At 66.6% G+C, this 21,943-nt stretch carries 20 protein-coding genes, 1 tRNA gene and 1 pseudogene; 11 read left to right on the plus strand and 11 right to left on the minus strand.

The annotated features are described in order from the left end of the window. Position 1 precedes the first annotated feature (1 nt). On the minus strand, positions 2-259 hold the full coding sequence (rpmA, locus tag B7D75_RS23520; protein ID WP_003094760.1) for a 50S ribosomal protein L27: 258 nt from the start codon (positions 257-259) through the stop codon (positions 2-4). Positions 260-282: 23 nt separating this feature from the next. After that, a complete protein-coding gene (gene rplU, locus B7D75_RS23525; protein ID WP_003154364.1) occupies positions 283-594 on the minus strand; it encodes a 50S ribosomal protein L21 in 312 nt (103 codons plus the stop codon). Positions 595-834: 240 nt separating this feature from the next. Here rplU and B7D75_RS23530 point away from each other — a divergent pair, with 240 nt between their 5' ends. The 3 genes from B7D75_RS23530 (at position 835) to B7D75_RS23540 (ending at position 4,527) form a co-directional block, all read left to right on the plus strand. Then, on the plus strand, positions 835-1,803 hold the full coding sequence (locus B7D75_RS23530) for a polyprenyl synthetase family protein (RefSeq protein WP_003154366.1): 969 nt from the start codon (positions 835-837) through the stop codon (positions 1,801-1,803). 137 nt (positions 1,804-1,940) lie between these two features. Continuing rightward, positions 1,941-2,165: a PA4570 family protein gene (locus B7D75_RS23535; protein WP_003094765.1), complete on the plus strand. Its 225-nt coding sequence runs from the start codon at positions 1,941-1,943 to the stop codon at positions 2,163-2,165. 334 nt (positions 2,166-2,499) lie between these two features. After that, positions 2,500-4,527 carry a c-type cytochrome gene (locus B7D75_RS23540; RefSeq protein WP_107114475.1) on the plus strand — a complete coding sequence of 676 codons (2,028 nt, stop codon included), beginning with the start codon at positions 2,500-2,502 and terminating at the stop codon, positions 4,525-4,527. 69 nt (positions 4,528-4,596) lie between these two features. On the opposite strand, the gene B7D75_RS23545 is transcribed toward B7D75_RS23540, so the two are convergent. From B7D75_RS23545 to B7D75_RS23570, 6 genes are all read right to left on the minus strand, one after another. After that, complete coding sequence (locus B7D75_RS23545; RefSeq protein WP_003154370.1) at positions 4,597-5,214, minus strand: FKBP-type peptidyl-prolyl cis-trans isomerase; 618 nt, start codon at positions 5,212-5,214, stop codon at positions 4,597-4,599. Positions 5,215-5,297: 83 nt separating this feature from the next. Beyond that, positions 5,298-5,597 carry a DUF6482 family protein gene (locus B7D75_RS23550; protein ID WP_034081459.1) on the minus strand — a complete coding sequence of 100 codons (300 nt, stop codon included), beginning with the start codon at positions 5,595-5,597 and terminating at the stop codon, positions 5,298-5,300. Between the two features lie 255 nt (positions 5,598-5,852). Then, positions 5,853-6,341, minus strand: a complete 489-nt coding sequence (locus tag B7D75_RS23555; RefSeq protein ID WP_003111135.1) for a TIGR00645 family protein — start codon at positions 6,339-6,341, stop codon at positions 5,853-5,855. A gap of 172 nt (positions 6,342-6,513) precedes the next feature. Next, positions 6,514-6,855: a PA4575 family protein gene (locus tag B7D75_RS23560; RefSeq protein ID WP_003154374.1), complete on the minus strand. Its 342-nt coding sequence runs from the start codon at positions 6,853-6,855 to the stop codon at positions 6,514-6,516. A gap of 151 nt (positions 6,856-7,006) precedes the next feature. Beyond that, complete coding sequence (locus tag B7D75_RS23565; RefSeq protein WP_033999975.1) at positions 7,007-9,460, minus strand: Lon protease family protein; 2,454 nt, start codon at positions 9,458-9,460, stop codon at positions 7,007-7,009. A gap of 98 nt (positions 9,461-9,558) precedes the next feature. Beyond that, a complete protein-coding gene (locus B7D75_RS23570; protein ID WP_012077323.1) occupies positions 9,559-9,885 on the minus strand; it encodes a TraR/DksA family transcriptional regulator in 327 nt (108 codons plus the stop codon). A gap of 234 nt (positions 9,886-10,119) precedes the next feature. Here B7D75_RS23570 and B7D75_RS23575 point away from each other — a divergent pair, with 234 nt between their 5' ends. Both B7D75_RS23575 and B7D75_RS23580 read left to right on the plus strand, forming a co-directional pair. Beyond that, positions 10,120-10,608 carry a DUF3015 domain-containing protein gene (locus B7D75_RS23575; RefSeq protein ID WP_003154378.1) on the plus strand — a complete coding sequence of 163 codons (489 nt, stop codon included), beginning with the start codon at positions 10,120-10,122 and terminating at the stop codon, positions 10,606-10,608. Positions 10,609-10,665: 57 nt separating this feature from the next. Next, complete coding sequence (locus B7D75_RS23580) at positions 10,666-12,522, plus strand: Lnb N-terminal periplasmic domain-containing protein (protein ID WP_107114476.1); 1,857 nt, start codon at positions 10,666-10,668, stop codon at positions 12,520-12,522. On the opposite strand, the gene B7D75_RS23585 is transcribed toward B7D75_RS23580, so the two are convergent. Next, positions 12,516-13,070 carry an NADAR family protein gene (locus B7D75_RS23585; protein ID WP_034081462.1) on the minus strand — a complete coding sequence of 185 codons (555 nt, stop codon included), beginning with the start codon at positions 13,068-13,070 and terminating at the stop codon, positions 12,516-12,518. The genes B7D75_RS23580 and B7D75_RS23585 overlap by 7 nt on opposite strands. Positions 13,071-13,124: 54 nt before the next feature. Beyond that, a complete protein-coding gene (rtcR, locus tag B7D75_RS23590; RefSeq protein ID WP_053814574.1) occupies positions 13,125-14,720 on the minus strand; it encodes an RNA repair transcriptional activator RtcR in 1,596 nt (531 codons plus the stop codon). A gap of 313 nt (positions 14,721-15,033) precedes the next feature. On the opposite strand from rtcR, the gene B7D75_RS23600 reads away from it, so the two are divergent. The 6 genes and pseudogenes from B7D75_RS23600 to ccpA all read left to right on the plus strand — a co-directional run bounded on the left by B7D75_RS23600 (position 15,034) and on the right by ccpA (position 20,514). Then, positions 15,034-15,107, plus strand: a tRNA-Arg gene (locus B7D75_RS23600). Between the two features lie 272 nt (positions 15,108-15,379). After that, the gene (locus tag B7D75_RS23605; RefSeq protein WP_003154384.1) at positions 15,380-16,525 is read left to right on the plus strand and encodes a slipin family protein; all 1,146 of its coding nucleotides are present in this window, start codon (positions 15,380-15,382) and stop codon (positions 16,523-16,525) included. A gap of 54 nt (positions 16,526-16,579) precedes the next feature. Then, positions 16,580-17,794, plus strand: a complete 1,215-nt coding sequence (locus tag B7D75_RS23610) for an RtcB family protein (protein WP_107114478.1) — start codon at positions 16,580-16,582, stop codon at positions 17,792-17,794. Between the two features lie 5 nt (positions 17,795-17,799). Then, positions 17,800-19,173 carry a hypothetical protein gene (locus B7D75_RS23615; protein ID WP_034081466.1) on the plus strand — a complete coding sequence of 458 codons (1,374 nt, stop codon included), beginning with the start codon at positions 17,800-17,802 and terminating at the stop codon, positions 19,171-19,173. Then, positions 19,160-19,291, plus strand: a pseudogene (locus B7D75_RS29840) (hypothetical protein); the annotation flags it as partial. The gene B7D75_RS23615 and the pseudogene B7D75_RS29840, both read left to right, overlap by 14 nt. Positions 19,292-19,473: 182 nt before the next feature. Continuing rightward, complete coding sequence (gene ccpA, locus B7D75_RS23625) at positions 19,474-20,514, plus strand: cytochrome-c peroxidase CcpA (protein WP_043101231.1); 1,041 nt, start codon at positions 19,474-19,476, stop codon at positions 20,512-20,514. A 59-nt stretch (positions 20,515-20,573) separates the two neighbouring features. Here ccpA and gdhA read toward each other — a convergent pair whose 3' ends face one another. Further along, positions 20,574-21,911: an NADP-specific glutamate dehydrogenase gene (gdhA, locus tag B7D75_RS23630; RefSeq protein ID WP_058129578.1), complete on the minus strand. Its 1,338-nt coding sequence runs from the start codon at positions 21,909-21,911 to the stop codon at positions 20,574-20,576. Between the last annotated feature and the right edge of the window lie 32 nt (positions 21,912-21,943).

Consider the following 21,943-nt stretch of genomic DNA (forward strand, 5'->3'; position numbering starts at 1 on the left):
CTTAGGCAGCAACGATGCTCACGTATTTGCGACCAAAGGCGCCTTTGGTCTCAAACTTGACCACGCCGTCCACTTTCGCGAAGAGGGTGTGATCCTTGCCCAGGCCAACGCCGTAACCGGCGTGGAACTTGGTGCCGCGCTGGCGAACGAGGATGTTGCCAGCCTTGACAGCCTGGCCGCCGAACAGTTTCACGCCAAGGCGTTTACTTTCTGAGTCGCGGCCGTTGCGGGTGGAACCGCCAGCTTTTTTGTGTGCCATGAGTCATATCCTCCAGAAAGGAATTAGGCCTGAATGCCGGTGATCTTGATTTCAGTGAACCACTGGCGGTGGCCCTGACGCTTCATGTGGTGCTTACGACGGCGGAACTTGATGATGCGGACCTTGTCGTGACGACCATGGGAAACCACCTCGGCGGTAACCTTGGCACCTTCGACGACCGGCAGGCCGATTTTCACGTCGTCGCCATTGGCGACCAGCAGAACGCGGTCGAAATCGATCGCTTCGCCGGTGGCGATGTCGAGCTTCTCGACCTTGAGGAATTCGCCTTCGGTGACTTTGTGCTGCTTGCCACCGGTAACAATCACTGCGTACATGTGTATCTCCGTTAAACCTGCTCACCCGACGCTTTATAGAAGTAGGAATCGGCCGGCATGGCTGCATGGGGTCGGATGGGACGCCCGTGCAATTGCGTAAGGCAGGGTATGCCAAGGAAGTTCAGGGCCCGCGATTGTACGGAAAGGTCCAGGCCGAGGCAAGTGTCCCGGGCCTTTCCTTGACAGCCCCCCCCCTGCCACCTAGCATGCCGCGCAATCTTTGTGGAGCTATTGTCACTGATGCAACCCCAGGCCTTCTACCGCGTGGTGGCGGAAGATTTCACCGCCGTCGACGGGATCATCCGTCGCCAACTCACCTCTCGCGTTCCCCTGGTGGAAAAGATCGGCGACTACATCATCTCCGCCGGTGGCAAGCGCCTGCGCCCGCTGCTGGTCCTGCTCGCCGGCAAGACCCTGGGCTACAAGGGCGACGATCTGTGCCTGCTGGCGGCCACCATCGAGTTCCTGCACACCTCCACCCTGCTCCACGACGACGTGGTCGACGCCTCCGGCCTGCGCCGCGGCCGCTCCACCGCCAACGCCCTGTGGGGCAACGCGCCGAGCGTGCTGGTGGGCGATTTCCTCTATGCCCGCTCCTTCGAAATGATGGTCGAACTCGGCTCAATGCCGGTCATGCGCATCATCTCCCAGGCCACCCGGGTCATCGCCGAGGGCGAAGTGCTGCAACTGTCCAAGGTGCGCGACGCCAGCACCACCGAAGAGACCTACATGGAAGTCATCCGCGGCAAGACCGCGATGCTCTTCGAGGCCTCGACCCATAGCGCCGCCGCGCTGTGCCGGGCCGGCGAGGAACAGGCCGAGGCGCTGCGCCGCTTCGGCGACTACCTGGGAATCGCCTTCCAGCTGGTCGACGACCTGCTCGACTACCGCGGCGACGCCGCCACCCTGGGCAAGAACGTCGGCGACGACCTCGCCGAGGGCAAACCGACCCTGCCGCTGATCGTCACCATGCGCGACGGTACCGAGGAACAGGCGGCGCTGGTGCGCAAGGCCATCCAGCAAGGCGGCAGCCAGGACCTGGAGAGTGTCTGCGCGGCCGTCGAGGCCGCTGGCGCCCTGGACTACACTGCCAACCTGGCCCGCGACTACGCGGCGCGCGCCATCGCCTGCCTGGAAAGCCTGCCGGACAACGAGTACCGCGCCGCCCTGGTCGAACTCAGCGAATTCGCGGTCGCCCGCACCCACTGAGCCACCGCCGGGCTGTGACGAACGCCGCCGTTTTCACGGCGGCGTTTTCGTTTTGCGACGAAAGGCACGATCAAGACTTGCTATTACGATAATAAGAATTATTCTCACCTCACAGTCTTGTCACGGAGATGAGCGCCATGACTTATTTGATCGATGCCTGGCTTGATCGGCCACACCCCTACCTACGGATCCTGCACCGGGAAACCGGGGAAATCTGCGCCGTCCTGGAAGAAGATGCGCTGGACGAACTGCGTGACCAGGGCGGCCTGGATCTGCACGAACTGAACTCGAGCGAACCGCTGATCCTCAAGGAACTGGTGCGCAACCTGTTCCTCTTCTGCTACGCCCGCGCCCTGCGCTGACTCTTGCGATGACGCCAGGACGCGTCATCCGTGCGCCGCTGCCCGGGAGGCGGATCGCACGAACGGAGGCAAAGGCGCCTCCGGACGGTTCCGGGAAGGTCACGGACGGCCTTCCCGGAGTCACTTTCCCCCGCCTTTCCCGGATCGCCTGAGCACCCCGGCCTCGGGTACAGATCGCCACAGCGAATCCCCGCCTGATCCATATCAAGCAGCCCTCCTCCGAAAGCCGCTACAACAGAGGCACAACCGTCGAGCCTTCGACGGCCGCACAACGAAAAAAAGAATGGACCGTGGCCGAGGGGACTACCCCAGGCCTACGCCTAAGGATGAGGAAATGCCTGCTTCTTTCCCGCGCCTCGGCTTGCTCGGCGCGCTGTGCTCCATCGTTCCCCTGCTTCATGCCAGCGAACCGGCCACGGACGCCGCACTGATCGAAAAAGGCCGCTACGTGGCCCAGCTCGGCGACTGCGTCGCCTGCCACACCGCCCCGCAAGGCGCACCGATGGCCGGCGGCCTGGAGCTGAAGACGCCGATGGGCACCATCTACTCGACCAACATCACCCCCGACCCGGAGACGGGCATCGGCCGCTACAGCTTCGAACAGTTCGACCGCGCCATGCGCAAGGGCGTCAGCGCCGCAGGCGAGAACCTCTATCCGGCGATGCCCTATCCGTCCTACGCCAAGGTCAGCGAAGATGACATGCGCGCGCTATACGCCTACCTGATGCATGGCGTACAGCCGGTCAACCGGGCGAACACGCCGAGCGCGATGAGCTGGCCGTTCAACCAGCGCTGGGGCCTGGCGCTGTGGAACTGGGCGTTCCTCGACGACACACCGTTCACCCCCTCCACCGACGCGGACCCGATGATCAACCGCGGCGCCTACCTGGTGCAGGGCCTCGGCCACTGCGGCGCCTGCCATACTCCGCGCGGCATCGCCTTCCAGGAAAAGGCCATGAGCGACGCGGGCCGCTCCGGGCAGCTCTACCTCGCCGGCGAGACCGTCGAGCAATGGCAGGCGCTGAGCCTGCGCAACCTGTGGACGGTGGAGGACACCGTGCAACTGCTGAAGACCGGGCAGAACCGCTTCGCCACGGTATCCGGCAGCATGACCGACGTGATCCACCACAGCACCCAGCACTTCAGCGACGACGACCTGGTGGCCATCGCCAGCTACCTGAAATCCCTGCCGGCCGGCAAGGACGACCTGCCGATGCCCGCCAGCGAACGCCCGCCGACCACTCCGGACGACCTCTACAGCTCGCGCGGCGGCCTCGGCTACGCGCAGTTCTGTTCCGATTGCCACCGCAAGGACGGTAGCGGCGTGCCGGGCATGTTCCCGCCGCTGGCCGGCAACCCCACCGTCGCCTCCGCCAATCCGAGCACCCTGCTGCACATCACCCTCACCGGCTGGAAGACCGCGGAAACCGCCACTCATTCGCGGGTCTACACCATGCCCGGGTTCGCCCAGCTGGAGGATCGCGAGATCGCCGAGATCCTCAGCTTCGTCCGCGGCAGCTGGGGCAACCATGGCTCGGCGATCGACGCCGGCCAGGTGAACAAACTGCGGCGGCAGGTCGAAGCCGGCAGCGGCCCGAGCGGCGCGTTCGTCTCCCCGCGCCTGGCGGACATGCTCGCTGCGCCGAACGCCGAACAGGTGGTGCGCGGCATGCGCCTGCATCTGGAAACCCGCGAACTGCTGCCGGACAACGTCGGCAACCAGCTCAACTGCACCAGTTGCCACCTGAACGCCGGGACCGTCGCCGACGGCTCGCCCTTCGTCGGCGTCTCGGCGTTCTTCCCCGGCTACGCGCCACGGGCGGGCAAGGTCATCGACCTGGAGGAACGCATCAACGGCTGCTTCCGCCGTTCGATGAACGGCAAGCCGCTGCCGCCGGAATCGGCCGACATGCAGGCGATGGTGGCCTATTTCGACTGGATGAAGAACAACACCCGGCCGGAGGACAAGGTCGCCGGACGCGGCGTCGGCAAGGTCGACCCGGCGCTCAGGCCCGACCCGGAAAACGGTCGCAGGGTCTATGCGCAGCAATGCGCGGTGTGCCACGGCGAGAACGGCGAAGGCCTGCGCAACGCCGCCGGGGAGATGCTCTTCCCGCCGCTGTGGGGCGAACAGTCGTTCAATATCGGCGCCGGCATGGCGCGGACCTTCACCGCTGCCGCCTTCGTCAAGCACAACATGCCGATCGGCTTCCAGGAACGCTTCCCGCTCGGCCAGGGCGGCCTCAGCGACCAGGACGCAGTGGACGTCGCGGAGTACTTTTCGCACCAGCCGCGCCCGGACTTCCCGGACAAGGTCAAGGACTGGCCGAAGGACAAGCGTCCGGTTGACGCCCGCTACTGATGTGTCAATGAAAAACGCCCCGTCGATGCTTCGACGGGGCGTTTCGCTCCTTCCTGGGGCCGATGCGCCTCAGAGGATTTCCAGCAGTTCGACGTCGAACACCAGCACGCTGTGCGGGGGGATGCTGCCGACCGCCTGGCCGCCATAGGCCAGCTCGCTCGGCACGTGCAGGCGCCACTTGGAGCCGGCGTTCATCAGTTGCAGCGCCTCGACCCAACCGGCGATCACGCCGCCCACCGGGAACTCGGCCGGCTGGCCGCGCTGGTAGGAGCTGTCGAACACGGTGCCGTCGATCAGGGTGCCGTGGTAGTGAGTACGCACGGTATCCTCGCGGGAAGGCTTGGCGCCCTCGCCAGTGCTCAGCACTTCGAACTGCAGGCCGGACGGCAGCACGGTGACGCCTTCGCGCCTGGCGTTCTCGGCCAGGTAGGCACGGCCTTCGCCAGCGGCGGCTTCGGCCTTGGCCTGGGCTTCGGCCTGCATGCGCTCGCGGATCACCTGGAAGCTGGCGGACAGCGCCTCGCCGGAGACCCGGCTGTCGAGACCCGCGAACGCATCGGACAGGCCGGCCAGGACTGCGTCCAGGGTCATGCCCGGAACCGGGTTCTCGCGCAATTGGTCGCCCAGCTGGCGGCCGATGCCGTAGCTGACACGGGCTTCGTCAGTGGTCAGGTTGAGTTCGCTCATGGCGGTGCTCCGCTGTGGGGTCGAAAAAAAGGGCGGCCAGCCTAGCACAGAAGCCCCGCCACCCCCACCGACGGCGCCCGCGCTCAGTGACGGATCGACAGCGGCAGCCAGCCGAGAGCGCCCGGCTCGACCAGCAAGCCACACATCTCGTCGTGGACGTCGGCACGCACCAGCTCCACCGGTACCCGCGCCATCCCGCGCAGCACCTGCCGCGCATGCTCCACCGAACGCAGGCTGAGCGGCCGGCCGGACTCGTCTTCCACCGGATAGGCACGGTCGCCCATCTGCGCCTCCAGCACGTAGATGCCGCCCTCCAGCGAAACCAGGTGCAAGGCGTCGATATGTCCGGCCTGGACCCGGCCGGCGAGATCCTGCATGTTCATCGCAAACCTCTCGAGGTCGCGCGGGCAGCGGAAGCCTCCCGGATTCCGCCAACCGCCTCGGTCCCGGCAGCGCCGGCCCGATTCCCGGCATCGTCCGGACACCTGGCCCCGACGACGCGAAGGACGCCCGCTCCCGGCGTCCGCCCGACAACACTGGAAGTCTTGCCCAGGCACGGCTCGACGCAAGCCTGAAACAGCGCCGCCCGTCCGTTTTGCAACGGCCGGGCGGCACGAGCGAAGCGCTGGACAGGGCCCTCAGTGGCGGGTCTGCTTATCCAGATAGCCCATGGCGAAGGCCGAGAGCACGAAGGTCATGTGGATGATCACGTACCACATCAGCTTGTTGTCCGGCACGTTCTTCGCGTCCATGAAGATGCGCAACAGGTGGATCGAGGAGATCGCCACGATGGAGGCGGCCACCTTGTTCTTCAGCGAGCCGGAGTCCATCTTGCCCAGCCAGTTGAGTTTCTCCTTGCCTTCGTCGATGTCCAGTTGCGAAACGAAGTTCTCGTAGCCGGAGATCATCACCATCACCAGCAGGCCGCCGACCAGCGCCATGTCGATCAGCGAGAGCAGGACCAGGATCAGGTCGGCCTCGGCCATCGCGAAGATGTTCGGGATGACGTGGAATATTTCCTGGAAGAACTTGATGGTCAGCGCCAGCAGCGCCAGGGACAGGCCCATGTAGATCGGAGCCAGCAGCCAGCGCGAGGCGTACATGGCGTTTTCGAAAAAGCGTTCCATGGTCTCTTGTGTGTATGTGCAGGGAAAATGGCTGGCGAGTATAGCGCAGCGGCTTGCGGTTTTTATCCAGAAAATCTGTGGATAAATATGTGCACCGAGCCGGGATGAATCCCGCCAGCGATGATGGCACGCGGCCTTGGCCGGATTGCTCAGGCTTTGCCCAGGCGCCGCCTCAGGACTCCGGTCGGAACAGGTAGTCACCGACATGGGGCGTGCGTTCGCCGTTGAGCCGGCGCAGCTCGCCCTGCAGGTGCAGGCGCCAGATCGGCGGATCGACGGCTTCGATATAGCCTTGCTGGGCCAGGCAGTCGGCGATCGCCTGCAATACCCCTTCGGCCACCAGCGGACCGTGGAAAGGGCCCTGGGCCTTGATCGCCGAAGGCTGGGAGCCGGACATGCCGGCGGCGCAGAGCAGGGTCCAGAGTCCGTTCCCTCCGGCCAGCGGCCTGATCACGCACTCGATACGCGTGGTCAACCCCAGGCAGGGGCGGATGAGGCAGAGGTTACGCGGCATGGCGGCATCCTCACGGGGGTTCCCAGTTTTGAGCCTACACCCGCCGCCAGGTTCCGCATAGCGCCGGCGTAAACTTGTCCACAGGCCTGAAACGCACGAGGGCGAGGCTTTTCCAGCCCCGCCCTCGGCAGGTTCCGGCTATGCGGTCGGGTCAGTCCTTCTTCGCCGCGGCCTTGTCCTTCGGGGCGAGGGCCTCCTTCTCCACCGGCTTGTCCTTTTCCTTGTCGTCCTCTTCCATGCCGAGTTCGGAGATTTCCTGCAAACGCGCCACCACCAGGTCATTCACGCTGTCTTTCGGGAAGCGTCCCTTCTCGTCCTGGGCACCGACCGGCTTGCCCACCAGCAGCGCCAGCGCCTCGTCCACCTCGCGCACCGCGTAGACATGGAACTGCCCGGCGCGTACCGCCTGCAGCACGCGCTCGTCGAGCATCAGGGTGGTGACGTTGGCGCGCGGGATGATCACGCCCTGCTCGCCGGTCAGGCCACGGGCCTCGCAGAGGCGGAAGAAGCCTTCGATCTTCTCGTTGACCCCGCCCACCGCCTGCACCTCGCCGAACTGGTTGATCGAGCCGGTAATGGCGAAGCACTGCTTCAGCGGCGTCCGCGACAGCGCCGAGATCAGCGTGCAGACCTCGCCCAGCGAGGCGCTGTCGCCGTCCACGTAGCCGTAGGACTGCTCCAGGGCGATGCTGGCGGAGATTTCCAGGGGGAATTCCTGGGCGTAGCGGCTACCCAGGTAGCCGGTAAGGATCATCACGCCCTTGGAGTGGATCGGCTGGCCGAGGTTGACCTCGCGCTCGATGTCGACGATCCCGCTGCTGCCCGGATAGACGGTGGCGGAAATCCGCGCCGGTACGCCGAACACCGAATCACCGACTTCCAGCACGGTCAGGCCGTTGCACTTGCCGACCGCGGCGCCGGCAGTGTCGATCAGGATGATCCCCGCCAGCATGTCATCGAGGATCCGCGCCGACACCCGGCCGGTGCGGGTCTGCTTGGCCTTGAGGGCACGCTCGATATGGCCGAGCTGGATCACCTCCTCGTTCGCCAGCTGGCGGATGAAATCGGCTTCGCTGACCAGTTGGAACAGGTCGCCGATCCGCGCCGAGAGCCGTCCCTGGTGCTCGGCCAGGCGCGCGCTGTAGGTCGCCAGGCGGGCCACCGCCGCGCCGCTGAGCGGCGCCATGCCCTCTTCCGAGGTGCGCGTCTTGAGCAACTGGGCGAACTGCTCGAGGCTGTCCTCGCCCAGCGGGATGTCTTCGTCGAAGTCGACCAGCACGCGGAACATCTCCTGGAAGTCCGGGTCGAGGTCCTGCAGGGTGTAATAGATCTGCCGCGAGCCGATGATGATCACCTTCAGTTGCAGCGGGATCACCTGCGGCGTCAGCGAGACCGCGGCCAGGCGGCCGAGTTCGGCCAGCGGCGACTCCATCTTCAACTGGCGCGACTGCAGGGCGCGCTTCAGCGCGTCCCAGACGAACGGCTCGCCGAGCATCTTTTCCGCTTCCAGGATCAGGAAGCCGCCGTTGGCCCGGTGCAGCGCACCCGGACGCAACTGCCGGTAGCTGGTGTAGAGCGCACCCTGGTCGGAGCTGTACTCGATGCGGCCGAACAGGTTGTCGTAGGTCGGGTGCGACTCGAACACCACCGGTGCGCCGCTGGTCGCATGGTGGACGATGGCCTGGTTCGGCGCGTACTGCTCGATCAGCCCCTGCTTGCGCTGGGCGTCGGTGCGGCTGTCGTCGACCAGTTGGTCGACCACGGTCTTCAGCAGGTTCAGTTGCATCGCCTGCAGGTAGGCGCAAACGCCCGGGTTGTTGTTGTACTTCTCCACCAGAGGCGCCAGCAGCGGCTGCAGGGCCAGGGTGATGGTTTCCTCGTTGAGCTCGCGCAACTGGTTGCTCGATTCGCGCTTCCACTGCGGCAGGCTCGCCAGCTCCTCGTTGAGGTATTCCTCGAGGGCGGCGATGTCCTTGTGGAAGCGCTCGCGCTCGGCCTCCGGCAACTGGGCGAACTCGGCTTCGTCGAGCGCCTTGCCGTCCTTCATCGGGGTGAAGGCGACGTTGGCGCTGTCGCGGTACAGCGCCACGTCCTTCTCCAGGGCGCGCCGCTCCACCGAGTCCAGGGCGCGGTCGTAGCGCTGGTTGAAGGCGCGGTCGACGGCGTTCTTCTTCTGCTGGTAGGCCGGGTGCTCGAAGACCGCCGGGAAGGTCGACATGAGGTTATCGATCAGGCGGTCGATGTCGGCGCTGAATTCGCTCGCGCTACCCGGCGGCAGCTCGATCACCCGGGGTTCGCGCGGCTCGTCGAAGTTGTTCAGGTAGACCCAGTCCGACGGCGTGGCGACGCGCTTGCCCTCGGCCTGCAGGTAGCGCTTGACGAAGGAGAAGCGTCCGGTCCCCGGCTCGCCCATGACGAATACGTTGTAACCCGGCCGCGGCATCGCCACCCCGAACTGCAGCGCCTCGACCGCCCGCTCCTGGCCCAGCACGCCGCGGAAGGGCTCCAGGTCGTCGGTGGTGTCGAAGGCGAATTGCTCGGGAGCGAAGGGACGGGTCAGTTCTTCTGGCGCCAGGCGCAGGCCGGCAGCGACGGAATCGGGCATCGGGAATCCTTGCATCGGGCGGCAGGTTGCCGCGGGGTGTCGTCGCCCGCATTCTCCCCCCAGCCTCGCGCCACTGACAAGGCGCCGATGGCGCTATCTCACCGATGTGCCAGGTCGGCGCAGCGCAGGCAGTATTCCGCCGCAGGCAGGGCGGCCAGGCGCGCCGGTTCGATGGCCTCGCCGCAGCGCTCGCACTCGCCGTAGCGACCTTCCGCCAGGCGCAGGCGGGCAAGACCGACCTGACGCATCCCCGCCTCCGCCTCGGCGAGCAGGCCTTCGAGCACTTCGTCGTTCTGCCGCTGCACCGCCTGCTCGGCGAAATCCGGCGAATGGCTGCGCGCCAGGTCCCGGCGGATCGCCGCGGCGCGTGCCGCGTACTCGGTCGCCAGGGTTTCCAGGGCAGTCGCGGGGTCGAAAGCGCTCATATCCACCTCCTGCATGAGGGTCGGCTGACCAAGGCCGGTTTCGCTCAGACCGACCAGAACTTTCTCAAGTCTGGACGCTTCCAGGCGGATTGCCGCTGACGCCGGTCAATTTTCGCCCGGCATTGCGCGCTGCCACCCATTCGGTGCCTTGACACCCCGGTGGCATTCCGAAAAGCTCACGGCGTCGCTGGCCCGCTCCAGATGGCTTCGATCCACCTCAAGAGAGAACAAACGATGAAACGGATTCTGCTCGGTACCCTGTTCGCCGCCGCCTCCTTCAATGCCTTCGCCGACGCTCCCGGCGGCGCCGGCTGCGGCTGGGGCAACATGCTCTTCAAAGGCCAGCGCGGCGTGGCCACCCACGTGGTCGCGGCGACCACCAACGGCACTTCCGGCAACAATACCTTCGGCATGACCACCGGCACCAACGGCTGCCACACCAACGGCGCGCTGTCCTATGGCGGCAAGCCGCTGCTGGTGCTCGGCAGCATGATGGACGAGCTGTCCGAAGACATGGCCAAGGGCAATGGCGAAGCGCTGACCACCTATGCCGTGGTGCTGGGCGTGCAACCGCAGGACCGCGAGCACTTCGCCGCCGTTACCCACGAGCACTTCTCGCAGATCTTCAACAAGTCCGACGCCACCGCCGCCGACGTCTACGCCAATACCCAGGCGATCCTGAAACAGGACGCCCGCCTGGCCAAGTACGCCGAGCAGGCCTGAGCCTCGCCGCCTGCCCGTTCGCGGGCAGGCCCCTTTCCCCAGCCTTAAGCCTTGCCGATGCCGAAACGCCTGTTGCCCTGGATGGCGCTGTGCGCCTGTTCTCCCCTGCTGGCCGCGCCGGCCGTTCCCGAAGCCCGCCTCCAGCAGTTGGCCGCCGATCCCTACTGGATCGCCCTCGGTCACTACGAGCGCGACAAGCTCGGCGGCTGGCGCAGCTACGTCGACGACGAGCGGTTCTTCCTCGCCGACGACGGCGAAAGCCACCCGGAAGCCGAACTGGCGGCCACGCTGGAGGCGCTCTACGCCTCGCCCAGCCTTGGCGACAAGCACGCGCAGTGCGTCTACCCGGCGCGCACCCGCTGGCTGCGCCGGCAACTGCAACTCGACGACCTGCCGCAGCCGCAGTGCAGCGAATACGAAACCTGGTACCGCGACATCAACCCGCACAGCGCCGTGCTGGTGTTTCCCGCCGCCTACCTGAACAGCCCGTCGTCGATGTTCGGCCATACCCTGCTGCGCATCGATCAGGCCGACGTCAGCAGCAACAACACCGCCCTGCTCAGCTACGCGCTGAACTTCGGCGCCTATATCGAAGGCATGGACAACAGCATCCTCTATGCCTGGAAAGGCCTGATGGGCGGCTATCCCGGCCTGTTCGCGCTGGTCCCCTACCGGGAGAAGCTGGCCGAATACAGCCGCCTGGAGAACCGCGACCTGTGGGAATACAAGCTGAACCTGACGCCCGAGGAGACCGGGCGCATGGTCGAGCATGTCTGGGAGCTCAAGCAGGTCCGCTTCGACTACTACTTCTTCGACGAGAACTGTTCGTTCCGCCTGCTCGAACTGATGGAGATCGCCCGCCCGGGCATCGAGCTGACCGAACAGTTCCCGCTCACCGCGATCCCCACCGATACCGTCCGCGCGGTGAAGAACGCCGGGCTGATCGAGCGCATCGACTACCGGCCGTCGCGCGAGAAGGAACTGCTCGCCCGCGCCGAACCGCTCGACCATGCCGAGCGCGACTGGGCCAAGCGCCTGGCGGACGACGACAGCCTGCTCGACGACCCCGGGTTCAGGGCCCTGCCGGCGCCGCGCCAGGCGCTGATCCAGGACGCCGCCTTCCGCCTGGTGCGCTACCGCGCCACCGGCCAGGCGCGCGACAGCGGCATCGCCTCGCGCAGCTACAACCTGCTGCGGGCGATCAACCGCAACCCACCGCCGGAACTGCACGTCGAACGTCCCGGCCAGCCGGAGGACGGCCACGAGTCACGCACCTGGCAGCTCGGCGTCGGCAGCCGCGACGACCGCGCCTTCGCCGAATACGGCCTGCGCATGGCCTACCATGACCTCGCCGACAACGCCTATGGCTTCCCGCTCGGCGCGCAGATCGAGATCGGCCAGCTCAAGCTGCGCCAGTACGAGGGCAACCACTGGCAGTTGCAGAACCTCGACCTGGTCACCATTCGCTCGCTGACCCCGCGCAACCAGTTGCTCAAGCCGCTGTCCTGGCAGGTCGCCGGCGGCCTGGAGCGAGTCCTGGGCGAGGACGGCGACGAGGTCCTGGTCAGCCACCTCAATGGCGGTGCCGGCGGCAGCTGGATGTTCGGCGACGACCTGCTGCTCTACGCCATGGGCACCGCGCGGATCGAGAACAACAGCGACTTCGCCGCCGCGATCGCCCCGGCCATGGGCTTCGACAGCGGCCTGCTGTGGCGCAACCCGCTGGGCAACCTGACCCTGGAAGCCAGGGGTGACTACTTCCACAACGGCGAGGTGCGGCGCAGCCTGAGCTTCGGCCAGCAGGTCGAACTGGGCCGCGACCTGGGTCTGCGCCTGAGCGCCGAACGCGCGTTCAGCCACGTCAGCCAGCCGATCAACGAGGTGAAGCTGGAACTGCGCTGGTACTACTACTGAGCCAGGCGCCGGCGCACTTCCATCAGGGCGAAACCGAGCAGGTTGAGGCCGCGCCAGGCCGCCGGTTCGGTGGCCTGGGGATCGGTGGCGGCCAGGCCGATGCCCCAGATCGCGTCCACCGGGCTGGCTTCGACCAGCACCCGGTCGGCGGTGCCCAGCAGGTATTTCTTCAGCGAGGCGTTCTGGCCGAACTTGCCGAGATTGCCTTCGATCACGATTCCCATCCGCTCGGCGCTCCATAGCGCCTCGTCGAAGCCGGCGACTTCCCGGCCCAGGGCCTTCGCCTCGCCTGGGCTGCGCGCCGCCAGGATGCGCTCGAACAGCTTACGGTCGTCGAACAAGCGTGCCTTGGCCGCCATCATGTAGTGCTCGGCGCTGGCATAGCGCACCCCGCCGAGCTTGAACGAAGCCTCGTACCACTGGCTGAAGCAGCTCTTGCCGACCTGGTCATTCGCCGCCGGGCGATGTCCCCAGAAGTACAGGTATTTGAAGCTTTCGCCGGCCGCGCAGCGCTGGCGCAGCCGCTCGAGGTTCATTATCTCGCTCATCGGCAATCGTCCCTGGAGCCCGTGAAAAGTGCCCAGGATATCCCGAAGTGGCGTTCAGGCGCGTATCTGCGCCCAATCCAGGCCGAAACGAGCCAGGTACTTGCGCAGCCGGTCGGCGTCGTTGGGGTTGCGCTTGCCCTCGCGCGAAACGGCGAACAGCCGGCGTCCCGCCTCGGAAAGGGTCTTCGCCCCGCGGCACACCTCCAGCACCGCCTGCAGTTGCAGGCGATCGAACAGATCCAGGGCCTCCACCCGCTGCCCCAGCAGCTCAGCCAGTGGCTCCCGCCCCGCATCGAGCCCCCAGGCCTGGCGCAGGCGGTGGATCTCCTCCTCGACCAGCGCCTCGTCGATCCGCCCGCTGTCGGCCAGGGTGGCCATCCGTGTGATGGAAGCCGACAGCTCGCGGAAGTTGCCGGCCCAGCGCGCTTCGCTGGAACCGGCGAAGGCCAGGTAGCGACGCTTGGCCTCCAGGTTGAAGCGCACCTGCCGCCCCTGCTCGCGGGCATGCCGCTCCAGTTCGAAGTCGATGTTCGGCTCGATGTCCTCGCGGCGCCCGGCCAGACCCGGTAGCTCGAAGGTCCACAGGTTGATGCGGGCGAACAGGTCCTCGCGGAACAGGCCTTCGGCCACTCGTCCGCGCAAGTCGCGGTGGGTCCCGGCGATGAGCTGGAAGTCGCTCTCCACCTCACGATCCGAACCCAGCGGGAAGAAGCGCTTCTCTTCGATCGCCTTGAGCAGCATCGCCTGCTCGTCGGCACCCAGCTCGCCGATCTCGTCGAGGAACAGCATGCCGCCGTCGGCTGCGCGCAGCAGGCCTTCGCGCGCGTTCTGCGCGCCGGTGAAGGCGCCCTTGACGTGGCCGAACAGTGCCGACATCGCGCCGTCGCCGCGCAAGGTGGCGCAGTTGACCTCGACGAAGCGCCCGTCGAGCTGGTGCCGGCTGCGCTTGAGTTCGTAAATGCGCCGGGCGAGGAACGATTTGCCGGCGCCGGTCGGCCCCACCAGCAGCATGGGTGCCCGAGAACGCACGGCGACCCGCTCGATCTGCTCGATGGAACGGTTGAAAGCGGCATTGCGCGTGGCGATTCCCGACTTGAGCAAAGCCAGGCTTTCCTCCTGTTCACGGCGGAACCGCGAGGCGATGCGGTCGTAGCGGGACAGGTCGAGGTCGATCAACGTCGCCGAGCCCTCGGGATGGCGCGCCTCGTCCTTGCGCCGCGACGGCGAGGTCTGCACCAGCCGGGCCGGCAGGTAGCGCGCCTCGGTAAGGAGGAACCAGCAGATCTGCGCGACATGGGTCCCGGTGGTGATGTGCACCAGGTAGTCCTCGCGCTCGGTGTCGAAGGGATAGGCGCTGACGAAATCGTGCAGGGCGCCATAGACCTCCTCGAAGTCCCAGGGGTTGCGCAGCGCCATCGGCTGCAGGCGCACCTCGGTGTGCGGCGACACCGCGGCGATGTCGGCGCGGATCCGCTCGGCCAGGCCGAGATCGCGGGCGTCGTCGCCGTGGATCAGTTCGAGGCGGTCGATCAGCAGGTCCGGCTGCTGGCACAGGCCGATGCTCGGCCGCCACTTTTGCCAGCGCGCCGCGCCCTTGCCGAGACGGTCGAGGGTGGCGCCGATGAAGCCGATGGCGACCGTGCGTTTCATCACTTCTTATCCTTCAAGATAAAGATCGATATGAAAATATATAGAAATAGCCAGGCATCTCTCCATCGAGTTCGCCGACGAATCGCAATAAAAAATTTATTCATCTTTAAGATCAAAGAGTTAAATAAAAAACAGACTTATCAAGAAAAACCTGGCACGCCGCTCGCTATGTCCATTTCGACCGCATCGCCCATGCAGGCCGACGGGTCGGGACTCCAGTCCCGCCGGTGCCCGAGCCCACCCCTGGTGTCGGCGTCGTGCATGCCGCCCGCAGCAACGACGGTCACTCGCGAGTCCGGCAATGCCGGTTCGCGGTTCGATAGCTCAGCCTGGTAGAGCAACCATCCACGAAATGGTCTGTCGCGGGTTCGACTCCCGCTCGAACGTTGCCTTAACGGCAATCACTCAATGGCAACACCCGCCGGTGTGGCCGAGGCGAACTGCGCAAGCGGCCAGGAAGGCCGGAGAACGCAAGGGAGCCGAGGCCGCCGCCGGCCCGCCCGGCCCGCGGATCGGGCACGGAGCAAGGCAGGCCTGGAGCGAGGGACATCGCCCACACGGACAGGACGTTCGCAGGCCCCGTCTCCTCCGCACTCCATCCGCGAGGTCCGGCGGGCCGGCGAACACCGGCACCCGGAAAACACGAAAGGAATGAAGAAATGAAAATGCTGAAGCGCTTCATCGTGAAGAAGAACGAACGTGGCCTGCTGTACGCCGAGGGCGACTTCCTCGCCGTGCTCGAACCGGGCACCTATCGCCGCTTCGATCCGTGCGACCGCCTGAGCCTGGAAACCTTCAGCCTGAACACCCCGCAATTCGAACACCGCCTGGCCGGTTACCTGCGGCAGAGCGAGCCGGAACTGGTCGAGCGCTACTTCACCCGGATGGACCTGGGCGACAACGAGGCCGGCCTGCGCTACGAGGACGGCGTACTGGTGGAACTGCTCGCCCCGGGTAGCCGTCGACTGTACTGGAAGGGCCAGACCGAGCAGCGACTGGAGCGCATCGACCTGGCGCAGGACTATCGCCTGCCGGCCGCACTGGTCGCCCAATTGAACCAGCCGAACCTGCGCGGTCGCAGCCTGGCAGGCCTGGAAGCGGTGTTGCTGGCCCAGGTGCCGGCGTTCCAGGTCGGCGTGCTGAAGGTCGATGGCGCCCTGGCCGGGCTGCTGCAAGCCGGACAATACGGTTTCTGGCGCTACAACCGACAAGTCGGCGTGGAACTGGTCGACACCCGTATCCAGGCGCTGGAGGTCAGCGGCCAGGAGATCCTCACCCGCGACAAGGTCAGCCTGCGCCTGAACCTCGCCGCCAACTGGCGCTACAGCGACGTTCTGGCCGCGTACTCGCGACTGAGCAAGCCACTGGAGCATCTGTACCGCGAGCTGCAGTTCGGCCTGCGGGCGGCGGTGGGAACGCGCACGCTCGACGAGTTGCTGGAGAACAAGCAGTCGATCGACGAAGCGGTCAGCGCCCACCTGGCCGCCAAGCTGGAAGGCAGCGGCATGGAAGTGAGCGGCCTGGGCGTGCGCGACATCATCCTGCCCGGCGAGATGAAGACCCTGCTGGCGCAGGTGGTGGAGGCGGAAAAGGCGGCCCAGGCCAACGTGATCCGGCGCCGCGAGGAAACCTCGGCGACCCGCTCGCTGCTGAACACGGCGAAGGTGATGGAGGAAAATCCGACCGCGCTGCGCCTGAAGGAACTGGAAACCCTGGAGCGGGTGGCCGAACGCATCGACCGGATCTCGGTGTTCGGCGGCCTGGACCAGGTATTGAATGGGCTGGTCACGCTGAAGCAGGCCTGACCGCGAACGACTCCGCACCGGCCAAGGGACGGCGCGGAATACAAGGAAAGCACGATGAAAGACATGAACATCCTCGAAGTCGCCGGCGGCAAGCCGATCAAGCTCTGGACCCAGGGCGTCCCGGTGGAGGAAGAAGCGCGCCGGCAACTGATGAACACGGCGAAGATGCCGTTCATCTTCAAGCACCTGGCGGTGATGCCCGACGTCCACCAGGGCAAGGGTTCGACCATCGGCAGCGTGATCCCCACCCTCGGCGCGATCATCCCGGCGGCGGTGGGCGTGGACATCGGTTGCGGGATGATCGCCGCGCGGACCTCGCTGGTCGCCGCCGATCTGCCGGACAACCTGCACGGTCTGCGCAGCGCCATCGAGCAGGCGGTGCCCCACGGCAAGACCTTCGGCCGTCGCGACCGCGGCGCCTGGCATGAGGTGCCGGACGCCGCCGACCAGGCCTGGAAGGCGCTCGCCGGCCGCTTCAGGGCGATCACCGACAAGTACCCGCGGCTGGAGAAGACCAACAACCGCCAGCACCTGGGTACCCTCGGCACCGGCAACCACTTCATCGAGGTCTGCCTGGACGAGGCCGATCGCGTCTGGTTCATGCTGCACAGCGGTTCGCGCGGGGTCGGCAACGCCATCGGCAACCTGTTCATCGAACTGGCCAAGGCCGACATGCGCCAGCACATCGCCAACCTGCCGGACAAGGACCTGGCCTACTTCGAGGAGGGCAGCCGGCACTTCGACGACTACGTGGAAGCGGTCGGCTGGGCCCAGGACTTCGCCCGGCAGAACCGCGCGCTGATGATGCACGCGGTGATCGAGGCGGCGCGCCAGGTGATCCGCAAGCCGTTCGAGGCCAACCTCGAAGCGGTCAACTGCCACCACAACTACGTGCAGAAGGAACGCCACTTCGGCCAGGAGGTGCTGGTCACCCGCAAGGGCGCGGTGTCCGCGCAGAAGGGCCAGCTCGGCATCATCCCCGGCTCGATGGGCGCGAAGAGCTTCATCGTCCGCGGCCTCGGCAACCAGGAAGCGTTCTGCTCGTGCAGCCACGGGGCCGGGCGGACCATGAGCCGGACCCAGGCGAAGAAGGTCTTCAGCGTCGAAGACCAGATCCGCGCCACCGCCCACGTCGAATGCCGCAAGGACGCCGACGTGATCGACGAGATCCCGATGGCCTACAAGGACATCGACCGGGTCATGGAAGCCCAGCGCGAGCTGGTGGAAGTGCTGCACACCCTGCGTCAGGTGGTGTGCGTGAAAGGATGAGAAGAATGCAACGCTTGAAACTCTGGCTGCAGCGGCAACGGCAGGCACCGTTCACGGACACCTGGACCGAGCGTCACCGCCGCGAGGCGCTGGGGCTGGTCGAACGGCGCCTGTGGGAAAACGACGTCGACTGGGTCGAACTCAGCCGCTCATGCAATGGCTTCGTGCGCGAAGCCGCGGTGCTCGGGCTCAGCGCGAGCAACGACGCCGAGGCGCTGGCGGCGCTGATCGAGCGGGCCAACGACTGGGTCGGTCCGGTCCGCGCCGCGGCCCGGGAGGGCCTGGAACGCTACCTGGTCAGCGAGTGCGTGCCGGCCCTGCTCGGCGCGCTGCCGCAGTGGGTTGCCCTGGGCCGGAAGAACCGGGTCGACCATGGCGACCTGCTGGATCGGCTGGCCGTCCTGCTGGCAGGTGCCGAACACCGTGGACAGGTCCTGGAGGCCCTGCTTCGACAGCGCTCCGCCAGCGCGCGCTTCCTTCTGGAGGTCCTGCTGCGGCCTGGACAGAGCGGCCGGTTCGAGGTGCTCGAGCGGGCGCTGTCCAGCCCGGATCCGAGCGTGCGCCGCCAGGCCCTGCACGAGGCCGCGGCGCTGCCGCCGGACAGCGCGATCCGCCTGCTGGAAAGCGGACTCCGTGACCACGGCGCCAGCCTCCGGGCCCAGGCGTTGCACCTCTATGACCGGGCCCTGGGAGCCGAGCCGCTGCCTGCGGCGGTCCAGGCCCGGGCGCTGCTCGATGCGTCGCCCAGTGTGCGCAACCTGGCGCTGTACCTGGCGAAAGCCGCCGGAACCGACGTCGACGCCATCCTGGCCGAACGGCTCGCCTGGATGCCAACGACCAAGGCCGACTGGCTCGGCCTGCTCGGTCTGGCCCGCGACCGCCAGGCCCAGGCGGTCGCGCCGCTGGCCCGGCAGGCATTGCGTCATCCCGCGCAGCAGGTGCGTGGCGCAGCGCTGGACACCCTTGCCGCGCTGCCGGCCGAGGACCTCGCCGATGCCTGCCTGCAGGCCCTGCGCGATCCGTCCGGCAAGGTCTTCGCCAAGGCCGCGCAGTGCCTGCGCAGCGCCGCGCCAGGGATATGCCCGCAGCGTCTGGACGAGGTCCTGCGGCAGCTGCTCGAGGACGCGGCGTACGGGCGGGCCGATCGCTTGCTCGCGCTCAAGCCTTACTGGCAGCAACTCGACTACCTGCTGCAGACGCGCCCGGAGCTGGCCGCGGACGCCTGGCAACCTCTGCTGTTCGCCTGGCGCGAGCGGCGCAGCGGCGCCATCGACTACGCCACGTCGCCGGCTCGACGCGAAGAGCTGCTGGAACATCTCCAGGCATTGCAGGAACAGGGGCTGCTCTCCCGGCAGATCGTCATCGATGCGCTGCGCTGAGCGCCGCGCAAGAACGAGAGGGCAAGGAACGCCAGGAAACGCCCCCATCGAACTCGACGACAACGACGGCGGCGGGCAGATCCTGCGCAGCGCCCTGAGCCTGTCGATGAGCAGCGGCTGGGGCAGCGTGACTGGAACGACCGCGACGCCGACTGGCAACGCGACCGCGAGCGCTGAACCGCGCTGCGACAACCGCCCGCAGGAACGATTCCGGCGCGCTTGATCCACGTCAAGCCTCGCCGTCCTTCGCTGGCCTCTCCTCACAGGACCGGTTGTAACACCTGATAAGGAGAAAAAAAGATGCAGTCCTCGTCACTGCTCCCGCTTGGCAGCCTGTTGCTGTCGTTCGCCATGCCCCTCGCCCATGCCGACCCCCTGCACGACCAGGCCAGCGCTCTGTTCAAGCCGATTCCCGAGCAGGTCACCGAACTGCGCGGCCAGGCCATCAACGAACAGCAGCGCGAACTCGGCAAGAAGCTGTTCTTCGACCCGCGCCTGTCGCGCAGCCATGTGCTCAGCTGCAACACCTGCCACAACGTCGGCACCGGCGGCGCCGACAACGTGCCGACCTCGGTCGGCCACGGCTGGCAGAAAGGCCCGCGCAACTCACCGACGGTGTTCAACGCGGTATTCAACGCCGCGCAGTTCTGGGACGGTCGCGCCAAGGACCTGGGAGAACAGGCCAAGGGCCCTATCCAGAACAGCGTGGAGATGCACAGCACCCCGCAACTGGTGGAACAGACCCTGAGCAGCATCCCGGAATACGTCGACGCCTTCCGCAAGGCCTTCCCCAAGGCCGGCAAGCCGGTCAGCTTCGACAACATGGCGCTGGCCATCGAAGCCTACGAGGCGACCCTGGTAACCCCCGACTCGCCCTTCGACCTGTACCTCAAGGGCGACGACAACGCCCTCGACGCGCGGCAGAAGAAAGGTCTCAAGGCGTTCATGGACAGTGGCTGCAGCGCCTGCCACAACGGCATCAACCTGGGCGGCCAGGCCTACTTCCCGTTCGGCCTGGTGAAGAAGCCCGACGCCAGCGTCCTGCCCAGCGGCGACAAGGGCCGCTTCGCGGTGACCAAGACCCAGAGCGACGAGTACGTGTTCCGCGCCGCGCCCCTGCGCAACGTCGCACTCACCGCGCCGTACTTCCACAGCGGCCAGGTCTGGGAGCTCAAGGACGCCGTGGCGATCATGGGCAACGCCCAGCTCGGCAAGCAACTGGCGCCGGATGACGTGGAGAACATCGTGGCTTTCCTGCACAGCCTGAGCGGCAAGCAACCACGGGTGGAATACCCGCTGCTGCCGGCCAGCACCGAGACCACGCCACGCCCGGCGGAATGACCGGCGCAACGAAAAACGGGGCTCGTCGAGCCCCGTTTTTTTTCAACCACGGCGATACCTCAGACCACGCCCTGCGCCAGCATCGCGTCGGCGACCTTGACGAAGCCGGCGATGTTCGCGCCCTTCACGTAGTTGACCCGGCCCCGTTCCTCGCCGTACAGCAGGCAGGCATGGTGGATCGACTGCATGATGCCGTGCAGCTTGGTGTCCACTTCGCCCTCGCTCCAGCGCAGGCGCATGGCGTTCTGCGACATCTCCAGGCCGCTCACCGCCACCCCGCCGGCATTCGACGCCTTGCCCGGCGCGTAGAGGATGCCGGCCTCGAGGAACAGGTCGACGGCCTCCAGGGTCGAGGGCATGTTGGCGCCTTCGGCGACGCAGACGCAGCCGTTGGCCAGCAGGCGCCGCGCATCCTCGGCGTCCAGTTCGTTCTGGGTCGCGCAGGGCAGCGCGATGTCGCAGGCCAGCTCCCAGGGGCGACGATTCTCGAGGAACTGCAAGGAAAAACGCTCGGCCATCTCGCGAATGCGCCCGCGACGAACGTTCTTCAGCTCCATCAGGTAGTCCCACTGCTCGTCGGTGAGGCCCGCCTCGGCATACAGGGTGCCTTCGGAATCGGACAGCGAGATCACCCTGCCGCCCATCTCCATGACCTTGCGCGCCGCGTACTGGGCGACGTTGCCGGAGCCGGAGATCGCCACCCGCTGGCCATCGAAGCCGCGACCATGGCCCTTGAGCATTTCCTGGGCGAAGTAGACGCAGCCGAAGCCGGTGGCCTCGGGACGGATCAGACTGCCGCCGTAGCTCAGGCCCTTGCCGGTGAACACCGAGGTGAACTGGTTGGACAGGCGCTTGTACTGGCCGAACAGGTAGCCGATCTCGCGCGCGCCGACGCCGATGTCGCCGGCCGGCACGTCCAGGTCGGCACCGACGTGGCGGTACAGCTCGCTCATGAACGACTGGCAGAAACGCATCACCTCGGCGTCGCTCTTGCCCTTCGGATCGAAGTCGGAGCCGCCCTTGCCGCCGCCCATGGGCAGGGTGGTCAGGGAGTTCTTGAAGACCTGCTCGAAGGCGAGGAACTTCAGCACGCCGAGGTTCACCGAGGGATGGAAGCGCAGGCCGCCCTTGTACGGGCCGATGGCGCTGCTCATCTGCACCCGGTAGCCGCGGTTGACCCGCACCCGGCCCTGGTCGTCGACCCAGGGCACGCGGAACAGGATCGCCCGCTCCGGCTCGACGATGCGTTCGATGATGCCGGCTTCCAGGTAGTGCGGGTTGGCCTCGAGGAACGGCCAGAGGGAACGCAGCACCTCCTCCACCGCCTGGTGGAATTCGGGCTGGTCGGGGTCGCGCCGTTGCAGGCGCTCGAGGAAAGCGTCGACGGATTGCGTCATGTTTCTCACCGGTTTCTAGTTTTGTGAACAAT

The organism is Pseudomonas paraeruginosa, assembly GCF_003025345.2.
Taxonomy (GTDB): domain Bacteria; phylum Pseudomonadota; class Gammaproteobacteria; order Pseudomonadales; family Pseudomonadaceae; genus Pseudomonas; species Pseudomonas paraeruginosa.

What these genes read in the sequence shown, in the direction of transcription:
- rpmA (WP_003094760.1), bottom strand. Translation starts at nt 259, where the DNA reads ATGGCACACAAAAAAGCTGGCGGTTCCACCCGCAACGGCCGCGACTCA.
- rplU (WP_003154364.1), bottom strand. Translation starts at nt 594, where the DNA reads ATGTACGCAGTGATTGTTACCGGTGGCAAGCAGCACAAAGTCACCGAA.
- B7D75_RS23530 (WP_003154366.1), top strand. Translation starts at nt 835, where the DNA reads ATGCAACCCCAGGCCTTCTACCGCGTGGTGGCGGAAGATTTCACCGCC.
- B7D75_RS23535 (WP_003094765.1), top strand. Translation starts at nt 1,941, where the DNA reads ATGACTTATTTGATCGATGCCTGGCTTGATCGGCCACACCCCTACCTA.
- B7D75_RS23540 (WP_107114475.1), top strand. Translation starts at nt 2,500, where the DNA reads ATGCCTGCTTCTTTCCCGCGCCTCGGCTTGCTCGGCGCGCTGTGCTCC.
- B7D75_RS23545 (WP_003154370.1), bottom strand. Translation starts at nt 5,214, where the DNA reads ATGAGCGAACTCAACCTGACCACTGACGAAGCCCGTGTCAGCTACGGC.
- B7D75_RS23550 (WP_034081459.1), bottom strand. Translation starts at nt 5,597, where the DNA reads ATGAACATGCAGGATCTCGCCGGCCGGGTCCAGGCCGGACATATCGAC.
- B7D75_RS23555 (WP_003111135.1), bottom strand. Translation starts at nt 6,341, where the DNA reads ATGGAACGCTTTTTCGAAAACGCCATGTACGCCTCGCGCTGGCTGCTG.
- B7D75_RS23560 (WP_003154374.1), bottom strand. Translation starts at nt 6,855, where the DNA reads ATGCCGCGTAACCTCTGCCTCATCCGCCCCTGCCTGGGGTTGACCACG.
- B7D75_RS23565 (WP_033999975.1), bottom strand. Translation starts at nt 9,460, where the DNA reads ATGCCCGATTCCGTCGCTGCCGGCCTGCGCCTGGCGCCAGAAGAACTG.
- B7D75_RS23570 (WP_012077323.1), bottom strand. Translation starts at nt 9,885, where the DNA reads ATGAGCGCTTTCGACCCCGCGACTGCCCTGGAAACCCTGGCGACCGAG.
- B7D75_RS23575 (WP_003154378.1), top strand. Translation starts at nt 10,120, where the DNA reads ATGAAACGGATTCTGCTCGGTACCCTGTTCGCCGCCGCCTCCTTCAAT.
- B7D75_RS23580 (WP_107114476.1), top strand. Translation starts at nt 10,666, where the DNA reads ATGCCGAAACGCCTGTTGCCCTGGATGGCGCTGTGCGCCTGTTCTCCC.
- B7D75_RS23585 (WP_034081462.1), bottom strand. Translation starts at nt 13,070, where the DNA reads ATGAGCGAGATAATGAACCTCGAGCGGCTGCGCCAGCGCTGCGCGGCC.
- rtcR (WP_053814574.1), bottom strand. Translation starts at nt 14,720, where the DNA reads ATGAAACGCACGGTCGCCATCGGCTTCATCGGCGCCACCCTCGACCGT.
- B7D75_RS23605 (WP_003154384.1), top strand. Translation starts at nt 15,380, where the DNA reads ATGAAAATGCTGAAGCGCTTCATCGTGAAGAAGAACGAACGTGGCCTG.
- B7D75_RS23610 (WP_107114478.1), top strand. Translation starts at nt 16,580, where the DNA reads ATGAAAGACATGAACATCCTCGAAGTCGCCGGCGGCAAGCCGATCAAG.
- B7D75_RS23615 (WP_034081466.1), top strand. Translation starts at nt 17,800, where the DNA reads ATGCAACGCTTGAAACTCTGGCTGCAGCGGCAACGGCAGGCACCGTTC.
- ccpA (WP_043101231.1), top strand. Translation starts at nt 19,474, where the DNA reads ATGCAGTCCTCGTCACTGCTCCCGCTTGGCAGCCTGTTGCTGTCGTTC.
- gdhA (WP_058129578.1), bottom strand. Translation starts at nt 21,911, where the DNA reads ATGACGCAATCCGTCGACGCTTTCCTCGAGCGCCTGCAACGGCGCGAC.